Source organism: Nonomuraea sp. KM90, assembly GCF_052246675.1.
In the GTDB taxonomy this organism is placed as follows: Bacteria; Actinomycetota; Actinomycetes; order Streptosporangiales; family Streptosporangiaceae; genus Nonomuraea.
The window spans coordinates 1-18815 of the sequence record NZ_JBQQCB010000023.1 but is presented as its reverse complement, the minus strand read 5'-3'; the positions used below and the strand labels follow the sequence as shown (position 1 = coordinate 18815).

The 18815-nt window shown below is 70.2% G+C and carries 19 protein-coding genes; 16 read left to right on the top strand and 3 right to left on the bottom strand.

Annotated elements, in window-relative coordinates:
- Positions 1–55: 55 nt before the first annotated feature.
- The 14 genes from ACTWPW_RS23970 to ACTWPW_RS23905 all read left to right on the top strand — a co-directional run bounded on the left by ACTWPW_RS23970 (position 56) and on the right by ACTWPW_RS23905 (position 15264).
- On the top strand, positions 56–448 hold the full coding sequence (locus ACTWPW_RS23970; RefSeq protein WP_375110139.1) for a DUF948 domain-containing protein: 393 nt from the start codon (positions 56–58) through the stop codon (positions 446–448).
- Positions 445–663, top strand: a complete 219-nt coding sequence (locus ACTWPW_RS23965; RefSeq protein ID WP_443169956.1) for a hypothetical protein — start codon at positions 445–447, stop codon at positions 661–663. The genes ACTWPW_RS23970 and ACTWPW_RS23965 overlap by 4 nt, the downstream gene beginning before the upstream one ends.
- A gap of 148 nt (positions 664–811) precedes the next feature.
- Complete coding sequence (gene alaS, locus ACTWPW_RS23960) at positions 812–3484, top strand: alanine--tRNA ligase (protein WP_443169955.1); 2673 nt, start codon at positions 812–814, stop codon at positions 3482–3484.
- A 1-nt stretch (position 3485) separates the two neighbouring features.
- Positions 3486–3965, top strand: coding sequence for a Holliday junction resolvase RuvX (ruvX, locus tag ACTWPW_RS23955; protein WP_375110142.1), 480 nt, complete (start codon positions 3486–3488; stop codon positions 3963–3965).
- Between the two features lie 46 nt (positions 3966–4011).
- On the top strand, positions 4012–5436 hold the full coding sequence (gene mltG, locus ACTWPW_RS23950) for an endolytic transglycosylase MltG (protein ID WP_443169954.1): 1425 nt from the start codon (positions 4012–4014) through the stop codon (positions 5434–5436).
- 346 nt (positions 5437–5782) lie between these two features.
- Complete coding sequence (gene mltG / locus ACTWPW_RS23945) at positions 5783–6811, top strand: endolytic transglycosylase MltG (protein WP_375110144.1); 1029 nt, start codon at positions 5783–5785, stop codon at positions 6809–6811.
- 216 nt (positions 6812–7027) lie between these two features.
- Positions 7028–7885 carry a shikimate dehydrogenase gene (locus tag ACTWPW_RS23940; protein WP_443169953.1) on the top strand — a complete coding sequence of 286 codons (858 nt, stop codon included), beginning with the start codon at positions 7028–7030 and terminating at the stop codon, positions 7883–7885.
- A 308-nt stretch (positions 7886–8193) separates the two neighbouring features.
- Positions 8194–8802 carry a translation initiation factor IF-3 gene (gene infC / locus ACTWPW_RS23935; RefSeq protein ID WP_443169998.1) on the top strand — a complete coding sequence of 203 codons (609 nt, stop codon included), beginning with the start codon at positions 8194–8196 and terminating at the stop codon, positions 8800–8802.
- Between the two features lie 120 nt (positions 8803–8922).
- Positions 8923–9117 carry a 50S ribosomal protein L35 gene (gene rpmI, locus ACTWPW_RS23930; protein ID WP_090761693.1) on the top strand — a complete coding sequence of 65 codons (195 nt, stop codon included), beginning with the start codon at positions 8923–8925 and terminating at the stop codon, positions 9115–9117.
- 24 nt (positions 9118–9141) lie between these two features.
- On the top strand, positions 9142–9525 hold the full coding sequence (gene rplT / locus ACTWPW_RS23925) for a 50S ribosomal protein L20 (protein WP_364116579.1): 384 nt from the start codon (positions 9142–9144) through the stop codon (positions 9523–9525).
- Positions 9526–9596: 71 nt separating this feature from the next.
- Positions 9597–10400 (top strand): TrmH family RNA methyltransferase, encoded by an 804-nt coding sequence (locus tag ACTWPW_RS23920; protein WP_375110146.1) that lies wholly within the window; start codon positions 9597–9599, stop codon positions 10398–10400.
- A gap of 50 nt (positions 10401–10450) precedes the next feature.
- On the top strand, positions 10451–11542 hold the full coding sequence (locus tag ACTWPW_RS23915; protein WP_443169952.1) for an ATP-binding protein: 1092 nt from the start codon (positions 10451–10453) through the stop codon (positions 11540–11542).
- Between the two features lie 129 nt (positions 11543–11671).
- Positions 11672–12712, top strand: a complete 1041-nt coding sequence (gene pheS, locus ACTWPW_RS23910) for a phenylalanine--tRNA ligase subunit alpha (RefSeq protein WP_375110222.1) — start codon at positions 11672–11674, stop codon at positions 12710–12712.
- Complete coding sequence (locus ACTWPW_RS23905) at positions 12712–15264, top strand: phenylalanine--tRNA ligase subunit beta (protein WP_443169951.1); 2553 nt, start codon at positions 12712–12714, stop codon at positions 15262–15264. Before pheS ends, ACTWPW_RS23905 begins: the two co-directional genes overlap by 1 nt.
- A 45-nt stretch (positions 15265–15309) precedes the next feature.
- Here the strand turns inward: ACTWPW_RS23905 and ACTWPW_RS23900 are convergent, their stop codons facing one another.
- Positions 15310–15924: a Uma2 family endonuclease gene (locus ACTWPW_RS23900; RefSeq protein WP_375110148.1), complete on the bottom strand. Its 615-nt coding sequence runs from the start codon at positions 15922–15924 to the stop codon at positions 15310–15312.
- Between the two features lie 75 nt (positions 15925–15999).
- Here ACTWPW_RS23900 and ACTWPW_RS23895 point away from each other — a divergent pair, with 75 nt between their 5' ends.
- Both ACTWPW_RS23895 and ACTWPW_RS23890 read left to right on the top strand, forming a co-directional pair.
- Positions 16000–16233: a hypothetical protein gene (locus ACTWPW_RS23895; RefSeq protein WP_364116587.1), complete on the top strand. Its 234-nt coding sequence runs from the start codon at positions 16000–16002 to the stop codon at positions 16231–16233.
- Positions 16230–16871 (top strand): metallophosphoesterase family protein, encoded by a 642-nt coding sequence (locus tag ACTWPW_RS23890; protein WP_443169950.1) that lies wholly within the window; start codon positions 16230–16232, stop codon positions 16869–16871. The genes ACTWPW_RS23895 and ACTWPW_RS23890 overlap by 4 nt, the downstream gene beginning before the upstream one ends.
- Here the strand turns inward: ACTWPW_RS23890 and ACTWPW_RS23885 are convergent, their stop codons facing one another.
- Both ACTWPW_RS23885 and ACTWPW_RS23880 read right to left on the bottom strand, forming a co-directional pair.
- Entirely contained in the window at positions 16872–18158 is a 1287-nt protein-coding gene (locus ACTWPW_RS23885) for an MFS transporter (protein WP_375110150.1), read from the bottom strand. It lies immediately after the preceding gene.
- A gap of 111 nt (positions 18159–18269) precedes the next feature.
- Positions 18270–18620 (bottom strand): nuclear transport factor 2 family protein, encoded by a 351-nt coding sequence (locus ACTWPW_RS23880; protein WP_364116593.1) that lies wholly within the window; start codon positions 18618–18620, stop codon positions 18270–18272.
- Positions 18621–18815 lie beyond the last annotated feature (195 nt).

The following is an 18815-nucleotide window of genomic DNA, read 5'->3' as shown; positions in this document are numbered from 1 at the left end:
CTCGAACGCGATAGGGTCTTGCCGTTCCGGCCCAGCGTACGAGGGAGATGCGCGGATGCTTACCGCTGGAGAGGTCGCCGGGCTGATCGCGGCCACGGGCTGGATAGTCCTGGTCTGCGTGATGGTCATGGTGCTCGTCAAGCTCGCCAGGCTGCTCACCGAGACCACCAAGGCGGTCTCCGACCTCAACAACCGCCTCGCGCCGCTGCTCGACGACGTCAGCGTCACGGTCAACGAGACCAACCGGCAGCTGGTCGCGGTCGAGGCGATCGCCAAGGACGTCAAGCAGGTCAGCGGTCACGCGGCCAAGCTGAGCGCGGTGACGCAGACGATCTTCACCGGTCCGCTGATCAAGGTCTCCGCCATCGGCCACGGCGTGCGCCGCGCCATCGAGGCCCGCCGGCCGAGCAGGCCGGGGCCGCGCGTCCGGCAGGGGCGTCCGCGATGATCAGACGGCTGTTCTACCTGTCGCTCGGCGCGTTCCTCGCCTTCTGGGTGATGCGCAGGCTGCAGGCGCTGCACCCCGACCACATCGCCCGCAGGACCGCCGACGGCGCGGCGGGCATGGTCCGGCGGGTGAGAGACTTTACCCACGACGCCCTCGGCGAGGCCGCGGAGCGCGAAACGGAGTTGCGAGCACGCTTCGGGCTCGACAACAACTGAAGACAACAACTGAAGACACAACTGAAGACACAACTGAAGACACAACTGAAGACACAACTGAAGACACAACTGAAGACACAACTGAAGACACAACTGAAGACACAACTGAAGACGACAACGACTGACTAACAGCAAAGGATGGCCACAAATGGAGTCGGCAGAGATCGCCCGCCGCTTCCTACGCTTCTTCGAGGAGCGTGGGCACAAGGTCGTGCCCTCGGCCAGCCTGATCGCTGAGGACCCGACGCTTCTCCTGGTCAACGCGGGTATGGTGCCGTTCAAGCCGTACTTCCTGGGGCAGCGCAGGCCTCCGGGGTCACGGCTGGCCACCGCGCAGAAGTGCGTGCGCACCCCCGACATCGAAGAGGTCGGCAAGACCACCCGGCACGCGACGTTCTTCCAGATGCTGGGCAACTTCTCCTTCGGCGACTACTTCAAGGCCGAAGTGATCCCCTTCGCGTGGGAGCTGCTGACCAGGTCCGAGTCCGACGGGGGCTTCGGCTTCCCCGAGGACAAGCTGTGGGCGACGGTCTACCTCGAGGACGACGAGGCCTACGACATCTGGCGCAACAAGGTCGGCCTGCCCGAGCACCGGATCCAGCGCCGCGACCTCGAGGACAACTACTGGCACATGGGCGTGCCGGGCCCCGGCGGCCCCTGCTCCGAGATCTACTACGACCGCGGCGCCGAATACGGCAAGGAGGGCGGTCCGGTCGCCGACGAGGACCGCTACCTCGAGGTGTGGAACCTCGTCTTCATGCAGTACCAGCTGAGCCAGGTCCGCTCCAAGACCGACTTCGACATCTCGGGCGAGCTGCCGAGCAAGAACATCGACACCGGCATGGGCCTGGAGCGCATGGCGGCGATCCTGCAGGGCGTCGACAACATCTACGAGATCGACACCACGTACAAGATCCTCGACAAGGCGGCCGAGCTCACCAAGACCCGCTACGGCCGTGACCACCGCTCCGACGTGAGCCTGCGCGTCATCGCCGACCACGTCCGCACCGGCACCATGCTGGTCGCCGACGGCGTCCTGCCCGGCAACGAGGGCCGCGGCTACGTGCTGCGCCGCATCCTGCGCCGCTCGATCCGCAACCTGCGGCTGCTCGGCTCCGGCGACGAGCGCTACATGCACGAGCTGACCGACGTCGCGATCAACGTCATGGGCGAGCAGTACGAGCAGCTCAAGGCCGACGCGCCGCAGATCCACGGGGTCATCGACGCGGAGGAGGCCTCGTTCCTGGGCACGCTGCGCACCGGCACCGCGATCTTCGACGTGGCCGTCGAGGAGACCAAGCGCAAGTCCGGCACCACGATCCCGGGTGACCAGGCGTTCAAGCTGCACGACACCTACGGCTTCCCGATCGACCTGACGCTGGAGATGGCGGCCGAGCACGGGCTCAAGGTCGACGAGGAGGGCTTCCGCCGCCTCATGAAGGAGCAGCGGGCGGCCGCCAAGGCCGACGCGGCGGCGAAGAAGACCGGCAACGCCGACATCTCCGTGTTCGGGCAGCTCCTGGAGGCGGGCGGCCGGGTCGAGTTCCTCGGCTACGACCAGACCGAGGCCGACACCAGCGTGGTCGGCATCCTCGTCGACGGCGTGTCCGTCCCGGCGGCGGGCGCGGGCACCACGGTGGAGGTCGTGCTCCAGCGCACCCCGTTCTACGCCGAGGGCGGTGGCCAGCTCGCCGACCAGGGCGTGATCCGCACCAGCGGCGCCGAGGTCGAGATCACCGACGTGCAGGCGCCCCTCACGGGGCTCGTCGTGCACCGCGGCAAGATCCGCAGCGGTGAGCTCAAGGTCGGCGACGAGGCGCAGGCGGAGATCGACATCGAGCGCCGCCGCGCGATCTCGCGCAGCCACAGCGCCACCCACCTCGTCCACCGCGGCTTCAAGAACGCGCTCGGCGAGACGGCGGCGCAGGCCGGCTCGGAGAACTCGCCCGGCCGCTTCCGCTTCGACTTCACCGCGGCGGGCGCGGTGCCGCCGAGCGTGCTGCGCGACGTCGAGGACGAGGTCAACGCCGTGCTCATCAACGACCTCAAGGTCAACGCCTTCTACACCTCGCAGGCGGAGGCCAGGGCGATGGGCGCGCTGGCGATGTTCGGCGAGAAATACGGCGACGAGGTCCGCGTGGTCGAGATCGGCGACTACTCGCGCGAGCTCTGCGGCGGCACCCACGTCCACAGCTCCGGCCAGCTCGGCCTGGTCAAGGTGCTGGGCGAGCAGTCGGTCGGCGCCGGTGTGCGCCGGGTCGAGGCGCTCGTCGGCATCGACGCCTTCCGCTTCCTGGCGCGCGAGAGCGTCCTGGTCGCGCAGCTCACCGAGCAGCTCAAGGCGCGCCGCGAGGAGCTGCCCGAGCGCATCGAGGGCATCGTCACCCGGCTGCGCACGGCGGAGAAGGAGCTGGAGAAGGTCCGCTCGGCCCAGGTGCTCCAGGTGGCCGGCGATCTGGTGTCGCAGGCGCGTGACCTGCAGGGTGTCTCCGTCGTGACACACCGCGCGCCTGATGGAACCGGTGCCGATGACCTGCGTAAGCTCGCGCTTGATGTGCGTGGCAGGTTCCCGGCCGACCGGCCGGCGGTCGTCGTGATCGCTGGTGCCCCCTCCGACCGGCCCGTGGTGGTTGCCGCGGTCAACGAGGCGGGGCGCGAGCGGGGGCTCAAGGCCGGACAGCTGGTCGGCGTCGCCGCCAAGGCTCTTGGGGGTGGCGGTGGCGGCAAGGACGATGTCGCACAAGGCGGCGGCACGCGACCGGAGGCGATCGGCGACGCGCTGCGCCTGGTCGAAGAGGCGATTTCGGGGCAGCTCGGCTGACATGAGGTTCGGTGCACGGATCGGCGTGGACGTCGGCTCCGTACGTGTCGGCGTGGCCCGCAGCGACCCTTCCGGGATGCTGGCCACGCCGGTCGAGACTGTCAGGCGGGGCAAGGGCGACCTCAACCGCATCGCCGCGATCGTCGCCGAGCACGAGGCGATCGAGGTCGTGGTGGGGTTGCCCACGTCGCTGTCGGGGCGTGAGGGAGCGGCGGCCGGGCTGGCGCGCGAGTTCGCCGTCAAGCTGGCGGCCCGGCTGGCGCCCACGCCCGTACGACTGTTCGACGAGCGGCTGACCACGGTCACGGCGCAGCAGGGCCTTCGGGCCAGCGGCGTACGCGCCAAGAAGCAGCGGGGCGTCGTCGACCAGGCGGCGGCCGTCGTGCTGCTGCAGGACGCGCTCGACTCCGAGCGCGCCACGGAGAGACCACCAGGCAGGCCCGTCGAACCGCCCCCAGCGGCCGACGGACCTGCCTCATGAGCGCGCCCGCGAAGGAGTGCCGGGGCATCGCCGGTGGGGTGGTCACATGAACGGGACACCCGAGGACGAGGACGACATCGGCGATGTGATCCCGTTCCGGTCCGGGGAGCCGGCGGAGGACGAGACCGAGCCGTCGGCCGGCAATGAGCGGCCGGTAAGCGGTGGCTCGCTTAGCGGTGGGTCGCCGAGTGGTGGTGACTCGCCCAGCGGTGGCTCTGCCAGCGGTGGCTCGCGGGCCGGTGACTCGCCGGTTGGTGGGTCGCCGACCGCTGGCGAGCAGCCGTCCGGCGACGAGCGGCCGTCCGGCGGTGACCGGCTGACCGGCGGTGAGCGACCCGCTGGGGATGAGTGGCCCGTCGGCGGTGAGCGGCAGGTCGATGGGGAGCGGCCTGCGGCGGCGGATGCCGAGGCGGACGTCATCCCGCTGCCCGCGCGGCGGCAACGGGCCCTGCGCAAGGTCGGGCTGCTCTCGCTGGGCCTGCTCGCCGGGGTGCTGGCCCTGGGCGGTGGGGCGATCGCGGTGCTCAAGCCGTACCTCAGCCCGGACGACTTCGAAGGGCCGGGCAGCGGCGCCGTGACCGTGCGGATCGCGCCCGGCTCCAGCGCGCAGGCCATCGGCTCGGCGCTGGCCGACGCCGGGGTGGTGGCCAGCGTCCAGTCGTTCGTGAACGTGACGGAGGACCGCGCCGTGAGCGACCGGCTGCGGCCCGGCCACTACCGGCTGCGCAAGGGCATGGCGGCGGGAGCGGCGCTCGACCTGCTGCTCACCCCCTCCTCACGGATCGTGCGGCGGGTGACGGTGCCGGAGGGCATGCGGGTGCGGGAGGTGCTGAGCCGCGTGGCCAAGCTGGCCGGCCTGCCGATCGAGGCGCTGCGGAACGTGGACAACGCCCTGGTCGGGCTGCCCTCGTACGCCAAGGGGCTGGAGGGGTTCCTGTTCCCCGCCACGTACGAGATCGAGCCCGGCGACACGGCCGTGGACGTGCTGGCGGCCATGGCAGAGCGCTTCGCCGTCGCGGCCCGGCACGTGGGCCTGGAGGAGCAGGCGTCGCGGGTGAACCTGACCCCGCTGCAGGTCGTCACGGTGGCCAGCCTGATCCAGGCCGAGGGCGGGACCGACGAGGACTACCCGAAGATCTCCAGAGTGATCTACAACCGCCTGGCGAAGGGCACGCCGCTGGAGATCGACAGCACCGTGCTGTACGCGCAGAACCGCAGGACCCTGAAGGTGACGGAGAGCGATACCAAGGTGAACTCTCCTTACAACACCTATCGCCACAAAGGACTGCCGCCCGGCCCCATCGCCAATCCTGGAGAGAAGGCGCTGATGGCGGCCCTCAACCCCGCAGAAGGTGATTGGCACTGGTTTGTGACGACGGATCCGGCGCATAGAATCACCAAATTCACCAACAAAGAGAGCGAGTTCGTGAGATACCGGGAAGAGTTGAACAAGAACCTCGGGACGAGCTGATGTTCGACGGGACCCCCTCTCTCCCCGCGCAAAAGCCCCAAAGTGGGGCACGCGCCCTCTTTTCATCCTCTAGCATGGCTACCCAGAGTGATCTCCGCCTGTCGTGGCAGCGCCACGCGCGGCGGCTCCCCCAGTTTCGCTCGGTGACCCCAGCCGGTTGGGCAGTTCCGCTTGACGCCCGGCGGGCGGTACCGGGAGATTGGCCAGCGCACCTATGAACGATCTCGATCTGAACACCTTGCTCGGCGCCGAGGACGACGAAGGCTCAAGTCGGCGCCGCACTCGGGGCTCCGGTAAACGCGGCGGCGGGCGCAGGCGGCGCCGGCGTCGCAACCGGGGCGGATTCATGGCGCCACTGCTCGCCTTCGTCGTCCTGGCGGGCATCATCGGCGGCGGCGGTTACTTCGGCTACCTGTGGCTCAGCGACGCGCTCGTGCCCGACGACTACACCGGTCAGGGCACCGGCCAGGTCGTCATCGAGATCAAGCCGGGCCAGAGCGCCTCGGAGGTGGCCCAGGAGCTGGAGCGGCAGGGGGTCGTCGCCAGCGCCAGGGCGTTCACCAACGCGATCGCCAACGCCAACATGAGCGACAAGCTGCAGCCCGGCGAGTACAAGCTGCGCAAGGAGATGTCGGCCGCCAGCGCGGTCGCGCTGCTCGTCCCGGGGAACCAGCTGCTCGCCAAGGTGGGGCTCAAGGAAGGCCTGCGGCTGTCGCAGACGTACGCCGAGCTGGCCGCGAAGACCGGCAAACCGGTCAAGGACTTCGCCGCCGCGGCCAAGGACGCCGAGGCCCTGGACCTGCCGCCGTACGCCAAGGGCAGGCTCGAGGGGTACGCCTTCCCCGCCACGTACGACTTCCAGCCCAAGACCACGCCCAAGGAGATGCTGGCGGCGATGGTCAAGCGGTTCAAGCAGACGGCCGAGCAGCTGGACCTCGAAGGCGGCGCCAAGGCGCTGGACCGCACGCCGCACGAGATCATCGTCATCGCCAGCATCGTGCAGGCCGAGGCCGGCCGGAAGGAGGACATGGGGAAGATCGCCCGTGTCATCTACAACCGGCTCGACCTCAAGCCGCCGATGAAGCTGCAGATGGACAGCACGGTGATGTACGCGCTGGGCAAGTTCCGCACCACCGCCACCATCCCGGAGACGCGGACCAAGCACCCGTACAACACGTACATGAATCTGGGCCTGCCGCCCGGCGCGATCACCAACCCGGGTGACGACGCCATCGAGGCGGCGCTGAACCCGGAGAAGGGGAGCTGGCTCTACTTCGTGGCCACCGACCCCAAGAGCAACGTCACCAAGTTCGCCACCACGGACGCCGAGTTCCAGCGGCTCCTGGCGGAGTTCAAGGCGAACGGCGGCGGCTGACGCTTTCACGCGGCCCGCTTCACGCGGCCGCCTCTCACGGCCACCTCTCACGGCCGCCCGGCGAGCGTCCGGGCGGCCGTGCGGTGTTCCGGCGAGCGTTCGGGCGGCCGTGCGGTGTTCCGGCGAACGCTTGGGCGGCCGTGCGGTGTCCCGGCGATCCCCGGGCGGTCCTGTGCCGGCTTGGCGATAGGGTCGTCCTGTTCGGAAGGAGTGGGGATGCGGGCTGCGGTGATGGGGTCTCCCATCGGCCATTCGCTCTCGCCCTACCTGCACAGGGCCGCCTACCACGCGATGGGGCTCGGCGGGTGGAGCTACGAGGCGTTCGAGTGCGACGAGGCGCGCCTGCCGGGGCTGCTGACCGAGCTGACGCCCGTGCGCGGGCAGGCCGGCGCCGATGCGGACGCGTGGGCGGGGCTCTCGCTGACGATGCCGCTCAAGCGGGCCGTGCTGCCCCTGCTCGACACCGTCTCCGAGACGGCCGTCGAGGTCGGTGGGGCCAACACCGTGGTGTTCCGCGACGGGCGGCGACACGGCGACAACACCGACGTCTACGGCATCGAGCAGGCGCTGGCCGAGGCCGGCGTGCCCGCGCCGCGATCGGCGACCGTGCTGGGCGGCGGGGCCACGGCGGCCTCCACGCTGGCGGCGCTGCGCAACCTGGGCCTGTTCTCGGCCACGCTGCTGGTGCGCGATCCCGCGCGGGCGGGGGAGACGGCCGAGGTGGCCGAGCGGCTGGGGGTGGCCCTGGCGGTGGAGACGTTCGACAAGCTCGACGCCCTCACGGGGGTGGACCTGGTGGTGTCCACGCTGCCGGGCGGGGCGGCCGACGTGTTCGCGGACCGGTTGGCGCGGGTGCCCGCGCTCTTCGACGTGGTCTACTCGCCCTGGCCGACCAGGGCGGCGACGGCCGTACGCGCGGCGGGCGGCACCGTGGTCGGGGGGTTCGAGATGCTGCTGCACCAGGCGGTGCGGCAGGTGCGGCTGATGACCGGCGTCAAGAAGGTGCCGGTGGAGGCCATGCGGGCAGCAGGGGAGGCCGAGATCCTCAGGCGATCGGTCAGCCGAACGGGTTGAGCGTCCTCACGCCGGGCCTGACGCCGGGCCTGACGCGGGCCGAGCGTGGGGCCTGGCGGGAAGATTCGAGGATGTCCCGGCGTTGTGGTAATGTAGCTTTCTGATCGGTCCGGCATGCCTTGCTGGACGCGCAAGCGGAGGTCTCCCTCCCACCTGAGTCACCGAAAGGTGGCCGGGTCCAGGATCACGCCGGACTACTCCGGGGAGCTCGAGGCCACGAAGCCAAAGAGCTCAGTGGCCCCGCATGCGCGACGTGCGGGGCTTTTCGCGTCTCGGCGGAAGGCTCCCGGCACGACGAGCACGTAGGGATCGCAAACCTAGGAGGCCCCATCAGCACTGAGCCCCGCATCAACGAGCGTATCCGAGTTCCCGAGGTTCGCCTCGTGGGCCCGAACGGCGAGCAGGTAGGCATCGTGTCCATTCACGACGCGCTCAAGCTCGCCCAGGAGGCCGACCTCGACCTTGTTGAGGTCGCGGCCACGGCTCGACCGCCCGTGTGCAAGCTCATGGACTACGGAAAGTTCAAGTACGAGTCCGCGATGAAGGCGCGCGAGGCGCGCAAGAATCAGGCGCACACGATCATCAAGGAGATCAAGCTCCGGCCGAAGATCGACCCGCACGACTACGAGACCAAGAAGGGTCACGTGGTGCGGTTCCTCAAGGCGGGGGACAAGGTCAAAGTCACGATCATGTTCCGCGGACGCGAGCAGTCCCGGCCGGAGCTCGGCTTCCGGCTGCTGCAGCGGCTGGCGGACGACGTCCAGGAGCTCGGCTTCGTGGAGTCCCACGCCAAGCAGGACGGCCGTAACATGATCATGGTGATCGGTCCGCACAAGAAGAAGGCCGAGGCAAAGGCCGAAAAGGCCGCTGCCAAGGCGCAGCGTGGCGGCGAGGAGCCTTCCCCACCGGAAGCGTGACCCGCAGTTGGGGTTAGCCTTACAGCACCCCAGCAGCCACCGGCAGACGAAGACGCCGCTACCGGGCCGGCCAGCACCGGCCCGGCCAGTGGCACGACCGAAACGAGGAGAGACGGCGCCATGCCGAAGATGAAGACGCACAGCGGTGCGAAGAAGCGGTTCCGGGTCACCGGCACCGGCAAGATCAAGCGTCGCCGTGCCAACCGCGCGCACTACAACGAGTGGAAGTCGTCCACGCTGACGCGCCGTCTCAAGAACGAGGTCGTCCTTTCCGACGCCGACTCTAAGAAGATCAAGAAGCTGCTCGCCAAGTAGCGCGAACCCCCGGGGAGAAGAAACATGGCACGCGTGAAGCGGGCGCTCAACGCCAAGAAGAAGCGCAAGGTCGTCCTCGAAAGGGCGAGCGGTTACCGTGGTCAGCGGTCGCGTCTTTACCGCAAGGCCAAGGAGCAGATGCTCCACTCGATGACGTACGCCTACCGGGACCGCAAGGACCGCAAGGGCGCTTTCCGTCGTCTGTGGATTCAGCGCATCAACGCTGCCGCCCGGCAGAACGGCATCACCTACAACCGTTTGATCCAGGGCCTGCGTCTTGCCAACATCGAGGTTGACCGCAAGATCCTCGCTGACCTCGCGGTCAACGACAGCCAGACCTTCGCCACGCTCGTCGAGGCCGCCAGGAAGGCGCTCCCGGCCAACGTGAACGCTCCGGCCGCGAGCTGAAGCGATTGATTTGCAGGGCCCACCGATGACGGTGGGCCCTTTGCTGTTCGTACGAGTGGGGGAAGACGACGATGGGCGGGTCCGAGCTGACCAACGTGAGGTCGCCGCGGGTGAAGGCCGCCAGGCGGCTCACCAAGCGGGCCTTCCGGGACCAGGACCGCAAGTTCCTGGCCGAGGGGCCGCAGGCGGTACGCGAGGCGCTCAAGCTCGACGGCGTGACGCTGGAGCTGTTCAGCACGGCGGAGGCCGAGCTGCGTCACCCCGAGCTCATCAGCGACGCCGCGCTCAAGGGCATCCCCGTGCACCGCGCCAGCGGTGAGGTCATGTCGGAGCTGTCGCAGACCGTGACCCCGCAGGGGCTGGTGGCCGTCTGCGGGCTCGTGCACGTGCCGCTGGAGAAGGCGCTGGCCGGTGCGCCGCGCCTGGTCGCGGTGCTGGCGCACGTGCGCGATCCGGGCAACGCCGGGACCGTCATGCGGGCGGCCGACGCCGCCGGCGCCGACTCCGTGGTCTTCACCGACGCCTCCGTGGACCCGTACAACGGCAAGTGCGTACGCGCCAGCGCCGGCAGCCTGTTCCACTTGCCCGTCACCATCGGTGCACCGGTCGGCGCCGCCGTGCGTCAACTAAAGGAGCGGGGCCTGCGCGTGCTGGCGGCCGACGGCGCGGGCAAGCACACGCTCGACGATGTGGATCTCTCGGGACCCACCGCGTGGATCTTCGGCAACGAGGCCTGGGGACTGCCGGAGGAGATACTCGCTGAGGCGGATGATGTGGTCAGAGTACCCATCTACGGACAGGCTGAAAGTCTGAACCTGGCCACCGCCGCGGCGGTATGCCTTTACTCCTCGGCCAGGGCGCAGCGAGTGTCCTAGGCGGCTGGAAACCCGCTATTGTCGGCGTTGTAGGCGGAGGAGGCGAGGTCGTGCACGGCGCAGACACCGACGGGCGAGTAGTGGCCGCCGCGTGCACGATAGCCATCGACGACCTTCCTGACGGCCTTATCGTGGCTGACCGATATGGGTGTGTGACGGCCGTCAACCGGGCCGCCGCGCGGCTCACCGGAGTCGCGATGGAGCGCGCGGTCGGCAGGCACATGAATGACGTGTTCCCCTTCCGCGACCACGACGGGCGCGACTGGTGGAAGGCGCTCGACCCCGAGGGCGGGCTGCGGTCCAGGAGCCGGGTTCCCGAGCGGCCGCTGCACCTGCCGGGAGGCCAGGAGCTCTACGTCACGGCCAGGCTCGTACGCGAGCCGGAGCGCGGCGGCGAGGTCGAGCGCGTCGCGATCACCCTGCGCGACGGCGGCGCCCGCGCCCGGCTGGAGCGCAGCCGCGCCGACCTGGTCTCCACCGTGGCCCACGAGCTGCGCTCGCCGCTGACCAGCGTCAAAGGGTTCACCGCGACGCTGCTGGCCAAGTGGACCCGCTTCACCGACGAGCAGAAGCGCGTCATGCTCGAGACCGTCAACAACGACGCCGACCGCGTGACCCGGCTCATCACCGAGCTGCTCGACGTCTCGCGCATCGAGTCCGGCCGGCTGGAGGTGCGCCGCCAGGTGGTCGACCTGCCGGCCAGGGCGCGCCGGCTCATCGCGGGCCGGGTGGCGGCCGGCGACACCGATGACCGCTACCGCCTCATCGTGGGCGACCATCTGCCGGAAATGTGGCTTGACCAGGACAAGATCGACCAGATCCTGGGTAACCTGGTGGAAAACGCGGTGCGTCACGGGCGCGGAACCGTGACAATCGAGATCGAGTCCGTCGGATGGGGAGTTGCCGTGTCGGTGCGCGACGAGGGCGAGGGCATCGAGCCCGAGCTGGCTCCGCGCGTCTTCAGGCAGTTCTGGCGGGGCGGCAACAGCCGCCGCCGCGGCGGCACCGGGCTCGGCCTGTTCATCGTCAAGGGTCTGGTCGAGGCGCACGGTGGCACGATCACCGTGCAGCGGGCGCCCGAAGGCGGGGCGGAGTTCCGATTTACCGTGCCCACCGGCACGCCCGACTTCGCCGCCGTCTGAGGCGGAATTCGGGCCCGGTGGGCGGGGCCCACTAGACTCTTTCCGCTCAAGCCCTGGATACGGAGCTCACTCTTGTCTGACTACGACCCCGTCGAGGTGACACCGTTGCATGCCGACGAGGTGTCCCGCATGGAGGCCGCCGCCATTGAGGCGATCAAGGCGGCCGCCGACCTCGACGCACTCAAGCAGGCCAGGCTGGCGCACGCGGGTGACCGCTCGCCCATCGCCCTGGCCAACCGCGAGATCGGCGCCCTGCCCCCGGCCGCCCGCGCCGAGGCCGGCAAGCGCATCGGCGGCGCCCGCAAGGCGATCAACGAGGCGCTGGCCGCCCGCCAGGCCGAGCTGGAGGCCGAGCGCGACGCCCGGGTGCTCGTCGAGGAGGCCGTCGACGTCACCCTGCCCTGGGACCGGCGGCCGCGCGGCGCCCGCCACCCGCTCACCACGCTGCAGGAGCGCATCGCCGACGCGTTCGTCGCGATGGGCTACGAGGTGGCGGAGGGGCCCGAGCTCGAAGGCGAGTGGTTCAACTTCGACGCGCTCAACATCGCCAAGGACCACCCGGCCCGCTCCGACCACGACACGTTCTTCGTGGACTCGACGAACTCCGGGATGGTGCTGCGGACCCAGACCTCGCCGGTGCAGATCCGCGCGCTGCTCCAGCGCGAGCTGCCGGTCTACGTGATCTCGCCGGGCAAGACGTTCCGCACCGACGAGCTCGACGCCACCCATACCCCGGTCTTCCACCAGACCGAGGGCCTGGCCGTGGACGAGGGCCTGACGATGGCCCACCTCAAGGGCACGCTCGACCGGTTCGCGGAGGTGATGTTCGGCAAGGGCATCACGACCCGGTTCCGGCCCAACTACTTCCCGTTCACCGAGCCGTCCGCCGAGATGGACCTCAAGTGCTTCGTCTGCCGCGGCGCCTCGGCGATCCCCGGCAACCCGCCCTGCCGCACCTGCAAGTCGGAGGGCTGGATCGAGTGGGGCGGCTGCGGCATGGTCAACCCGCGCGTGCTCGTCGCGTGCGGCGTGGACCCCTCGCGCTACTCCGGGTTCGCGTTCGGGATGGGCATCGAGCGGACGCTGATGTTCCGTCACAACGCCGAGGACATGCGTGACATGGTCGAGGGAGACGTGCGCTTCACGCTCCCGTTCGGAATGGAGATCTGATGAGGGTCCCGCTTTCCTGGCTGCGGGAGTATGTCGATCTCCCGGCGGTGACCGCCCACGAGGTGGCCGACAAGCTGACCGCGGCCGGGCTGAAGCTCGAGTCGATCACCTCGCACGGCCACGACGTCAAGAACGTCGTCGTCGGCGAGGTGCTCGAGATCGAGGAGCTGACCGGCTTCAAGAAGCCGATCCGGCACTGCAGGGTCGAGGTGGGGGAGGCGACGCCGCGCGAGATCGTCTGCGGCGCCACGAACTTCGCCGCCGGTGACCGGGTGCCGGTCGTGCTGCCCGGGGGCGTGCTGCCGGGCGGGTTCGAGGTCGGGGCGCGCAAGACGTACGGGCGCATGTCCGAGGGCATGATCTGCTCCGAGCGGGAGCTCGGGCTGGGCGACGACCACAACGGCATCATGGTGCTGCCCGCCGGCACGCCCATCGGCACCGACGTGGTCGAGCTGCTCGGCCTGCGCGACGACGTGATCGAGCTGGAGATCACGCCCGACATCGGCTACGCGCTGTCGATCAGGGGCGTGGCGCGCGAGGCGGCGACGGCGTTCGGGGTGGACTTCCGCGACCCCGCCGACGTCGAGCTCCCCGCCGAGACCGGCCCGTCGTGGCCGGCCTCCATCGCCGACCCGACGGCGTGCGACCGCTTCGTGCTGCGTGAGGTACGCGGTTTCGACCCGGCCGCCGAGAGCCCGCTGTGGATGCGCGTACGCCTCGCCCGGGCCGGCATGCGTCCCGTGTCCCTGGCCGTGGACATCACCAACTACCTGATGCTGGAGCTCGGGCAGCCGCTGCACGCGTTCGACCGGGCCAAGCTGACCGGCGAGATCGTCGTACGCCGGGCCGCGGCCGGCGAGCGCCTGGAGACGCTCGACCACGTGGTGCGCGAGCTCGATCCCGACGACATCCTCATCACCGACCAGTCGGGGCCGATCTCGATGGCCGGCACGATGGGCGGCCTGGAGACCGAGATCTCCGACGGCTCGACCGACATCGTCATCGAGGCCGCCCACTTCTCCGCGACCGGCATCTCGCGCGAGTCGCGCCGGCACGGGCTCGTGTCCGAGGCGTCCAAGCGGTTCGAGCGGGGCGTGGACCGGGAGCTGCCGCTCGTCGCCTCGTGGCGGGCGGTGCAGCTGCTGGCCGAGCTGGGCGGCGCGACCGTGCAGCCCGGGGTCACCCACGCCGAGGTCGAGGTGTCGCCCGCGCGCATCGCGATCCCGGCGGGCCACCCGGGCCGGGTGGCCGGCGTGGCCTACTCCAAGGACACCGTGGTCGCGCGGCTGGAGCAGGTCGGCTGCGTCGTGACCGACGGCGACGACCCGGCCGTGCGCAAGGGCGGCGTGGCCCCGACCGGGGTCGTGACCGGCGGCGCGCTGGCGGCCAGGCTGGCCGTCACCGGCGACGACATGATCACGGTGACGCCGCCGTCCTGGCGGCCCGACCTCACCGACCCCAACGACCTGGCGGAGGAGGTCATCCGGCTGGAGGGCTACGAGAGCCTGCCGTCGGTGCTGCCCTCCGCCCCCGCCGGCGCGGGGCTCACCGAGGCGCAGCGGCTGCGCCGCCGGGTCGGCCGGGCGCTGGCCGAGGGCGGCCACGTCGAGGTGCTCAGCTACCCGTTCATCAGCGCGGACGACTTCGACCGGCTGCAGCTGCCCGCCGAGGACGCGCGGCGCCACGCCATGCGGCTGGCCAACCCGCTGTCCGAGGACGAGCCGCTGATGCGCACGACGCTGCTGCCGGGGCTGCTCAAGACCCTGGTGCGCAACGTCGGGCGCGGCTTCACGGACGTGGCGCTGTTCGAGACGGGCCCGGTCTACCGGCCGCGCGAGGACGCGCCCGGGGTGGCGCCGGTGCTCGGGGTAGAGCGGCGACCGACCGCCGAGGAGCTGGCCTCGATCGAGGCGGCGCTGCCCGACCAGCCGCTGCGGGTCGCGGTGGTGCTGGCCGGGGAGTTCGAGCGGTCCGGCTGGTGGGGCGGCGGGCGCGCGGCCTCGTGGGCCGACGCGGTGCAGGCCGCCCGGCTGGTGGCGGCCGAGGCGGGGGTGGAGCTGTCCATCAGCGCCGACCAGCACGAGCCCTGGCACCCCGGCCGGTGCGCGGCCCTCTACGTGGGCGACACGCTGGTGGGGCACGCCGGGGAGCTGCATCCGCGGGCGATCGAGGCGTACGGGCTGCCGGCCCGCACGTCGGCGATGGAGCTGGAGCTGTCGCGGCTGGAAGCGGTGATGCCGGGGCCGGTCGAGACGCCGGCGGTGTCCGCCTACCCGGTGGCCACGCAGGACGTCGCGCTGATCGTGCCCGACTTCACGCCGGTGGCCGACGTGGAGGCGGCGCTGCGCGACGGGGCCGGGGAGCTGCTGGAGTCGATCCGGCTGTTCGACGTGTACGCCGGGGAGCAGGTGGGCGAGGGGAACAAGTCGCTCGCCTACTCGATGCGGTTCCGGGCGGCGGATCGTACGCTGACGGTCGAGGAGACCACGGCGGCCCGGGACGCGGCTGTGGCGATGGCGGCCGATCGGGTGGGGGCTCAGCTCCGCGGCTGACGGGTCTTCCGGGGGCCGGTGCGGCGGATGCCGTGCCGGCCCCTTCTAGCGGGTGCGGCTCTTGTAGAGCGTGGTGAGGTCGATGTCGATGTCGAACGGGACCGTGAGCTTCAGCCGGTCATGATGGATGCCGGTCCTGCCGTAGGACTTCGTGGCCCGGTCGAGTTCGTAGACGAAGACGGCGGGCTGGGCGTTGACCTCTTCGATGCGCCAGAAGTGCGGGATTCCCGCCTCGGCGTTGATGACAGGCTTCCGCTCCCTGTCTCGCAGCTCGGATGCCCTTGAGACCACCTCGACGGCGAGCACGACGTCCGCGGCATCGAAGCAGGTGACCTCGGGGCCCGCAGGTGCGTTGGGGCCCACCACGATGAGGTCGGGCTCTGAGCGCTGCTGTGGACCCAGCTTGACCGTCATGTTCCCGAGCACTTCGTGATCTTCGGGCGTCAATTCTTCCAATGCGATGCGCAGCCGGTGGATGACCGTTGAATGGAAGCGTCGCTGGGGGCTCACGAAGACCAAGCTTCCATCAATCAACTCTGTGTGCGCAGGCAAATCCGGAATGTGATCGAGATCTTCTGCTACGAAGCCCTCCGGTGGCGGAAAGACCCAGTCGGGGAGCGAGGAAGGCGTCATGCTAACGATCACCGCTTCGGCTGTCATGGCTAAACGCTACCAATCTATTGTGCTCACACTCGGTAAACATCAAGACACGGTAGGGAAGAAAGAAGGGCTTCTATGGCGCTGCTGCTGGTTTTCGGTGAGAGGGATGACGCCGAGGAGGTCGCTGAGACGTTGGGGGAGTGGTTTCCGGGTCTGGGGGTGCCGCGGGTGGTGCGGGAGACGCTGGCCGGGGAGGACGATGCCGAGGACGCTCAGTGGCTGGTGGTCGTGGAGGGGCTGGACGAAGGGGCCCTGGGGAAGGTGGATGAGCTGGTGGAGCGGTATGACGGGTGGCGGGAGGGTGGGTGAGGGGTTCGCCGGGGCCCATGCCGGTGGAGACGCTCGACCTGCTGGTCTCGCTGGGGGAGCGGGCTCTGTGGTTGAGCGGGAACGCCGATCGGGAGCTGGTGGAGGTGGCCGGAGGGAAGGCGAGTCCCTATCCGTCGTCCCAGTGGGCCGCCGGGCGGTTGCGGGAGGATCAGGTCGCGCTGCTGGCGGGGCTGCCGGAGCGGCAGGTGCTGGAGCTGGGGCGGCTGGGCGAGACGTTGTTCGTGCATGCCACGCCGCGCAGCGACGAGGAGATGATCCTCGTCGACAGCTCGCTGGAGCGGTGGGGTGAGGTGCTGGCGGGGGAGAGTGCCGACACCGTGGTGGTGGGGAACACGCACATGCCGTTCGTGCGGCTGGCCGACCGGGTGCTGGTGGTGAATCCCGGGTCCGTGGGGATGCCTTATGGGCGGTATGGGGCGCAGTGGGCGTTGCTGGATGGGGAGAGCGGGGCGGTGACGTTGCGGTGCACCCCGCTCGATGCCCGTGAGGTGGGGGAGCGGCTGGTCGCCGAGAGCGGGTTCGAGGGGATCGAGGGCTGGGTGGATGAATACGTGACCAGCGTCTATTCCGACGCCGACGCGCTCACGGCGTTCGCCGAGGCCGAGAACCGGCGGTGATCAGGTGGTGGCCTCGGCCGCCACCTCCCGGCGGGCCTTCTCGGCCAGGGCGTGCTCGCTGGTCCTGGCGTCGTACCGGCGGAACTTCGGCAGGGCGGCGGCCAGCGCGAGGACGGCGCCCACGCACAGCAGGCCGCCCGCGCCGAGCGAGAAGCGGGTGCCGCCGACGTCGGCCATGAGGCCGGCCCGGGCGTTGCCCAGCATGGGGCCGCTGGCGTAGGAGAGGAGCTCGATGCCGGCCAGGCGGCCGCGCAGCTCCGGCGGGATCGTCTGGTTCCACATCGTCATGCGGAAGATGCCGCTGACCATGTCGGCGGCGCCCGCGAGCGCGATGCAGACGAAGACCAGCCAGACGTTCGGGGCCAGGGCGGTCAGGGCCACCGCCACGCCCCAGAGCGCGGCCGCGATGATCACGCCGAGGCCCTGGCGCTGCACCCGCGCCGTCCAGCGGCCGGTGACGGAGGCGATCAGGGCGCCGACCGCGGCGGCCGAATAGAGCAGCCCGAGCGCCTCCGGCGCCCGCAGCTCGTCGGCCAGGAAGGGATACAGCGCCGTCGCCATGGCGAACACCATCGCGGCGATGTCCACCAGGTACGTGCCCATCAGGTCGCGGCGCCCCACCGCGTACCGCACGCCCTCGACCAGCGAGCTGAGCGACGCGGGCGCGGCGTCCGCGGCGGGCGGGATCGACCTGACCCGCCACAGCAGCGCGAGCGACAGCACGAAGGTCAGCGTGTCCAGGGCGTACGCGGACGCCGTGCCCCACGCCGTCAGCATGAGGCCGCCCAGGGCCGGGGCCACGATGGCGCCGAAGTTCCAGCGCAGGCTCGACAGCACCGCGGCGGCGCTCTGCTGCTCGTGCTTGACGACCTGCTGGATCGCCGCCTCCAGGCTCGGCCGTTGCAGGGAGCCCATGCCGGTGGCGAGGGCGCCCATCACGTACAGGACCCAGATCTGCGGCTCGGGCAGCATCGCGTTGATCATCAGGGCCGCGGAGGTCACCAGGAGGCCCACCTCGCTCAGAAAGATGATCTTACGGCGGTCGAGCGCGTCCGCGATGGTGCCGCCCCACAGCCCGCACACCACCATCGGCACGAACTCCGCCAGGCTCACCAGGCCGACCGCCAGGTAGGAGTTCGTCAGCTCCTTCATCTGGTACGGCACCGCGACCATGGAGATCATCGTGCCGAACATGGTGATGACCCCGGACCCGAAGAGCAACCGGTAGTCGCGCGAATCGCGCAGCGGGCTCAGGTCCAGCGAAAGGTGACGAAGAAGGCGTCTCACTCCAGGCAGCACGAGTGGAAATTGTCCGACAGACGTAGTGTCTGGGGCAAATCATTTCCCGCGCACGAAAGCGGCCCCCGGAATCCGTTCCGGGGGCCGCCTGCGGGAAGGTCAGGACGGGACCTTGTCCAGGAAGCCGAGGGCCTTGCGGATCCTGCCGTCCTCGGCCAGCTCCACCACGTCGAACCCGACCGCGACCGGCTCCCCGCCCGCCGGGCCCAGGTGCCAGGTGAAGCGGGCGGTGTGGTGGTGGGCGTCGTACACCTCGCCGGGGGCGAAGACCAGGCCGGGGAACATGCCCTGCGCGCCCTCGATCACGGCGGCGATCCCGGCGTGGCCGGCGACGTCCGCGAGGGGGTCGGTGTAGGTGGCGTCCTCGGTCCACAGCTCGGCCACGGCCTTGGCGCGGGCCTCGGGGTCGGTCTGGTTCCAGCAGGCGACGTAACGGTCGATGAGGTTCACGGTGGTTTCCTTCTCGGTACGTGGTTCGGCGGGTTACTTGACGCGGCTCTTGCGCAGGCCGGTGATCTGCAGCTCGGCGAAGCCGGCCACCACCAGGGCCTGGGCGATGGCCCAGATGGCGCCGATCGTGGTGAACTCCGCGGCTCCGGTGACGACGGCGGCGACGCTGCCCAGGGTCCAGATGATGTTCAGGGC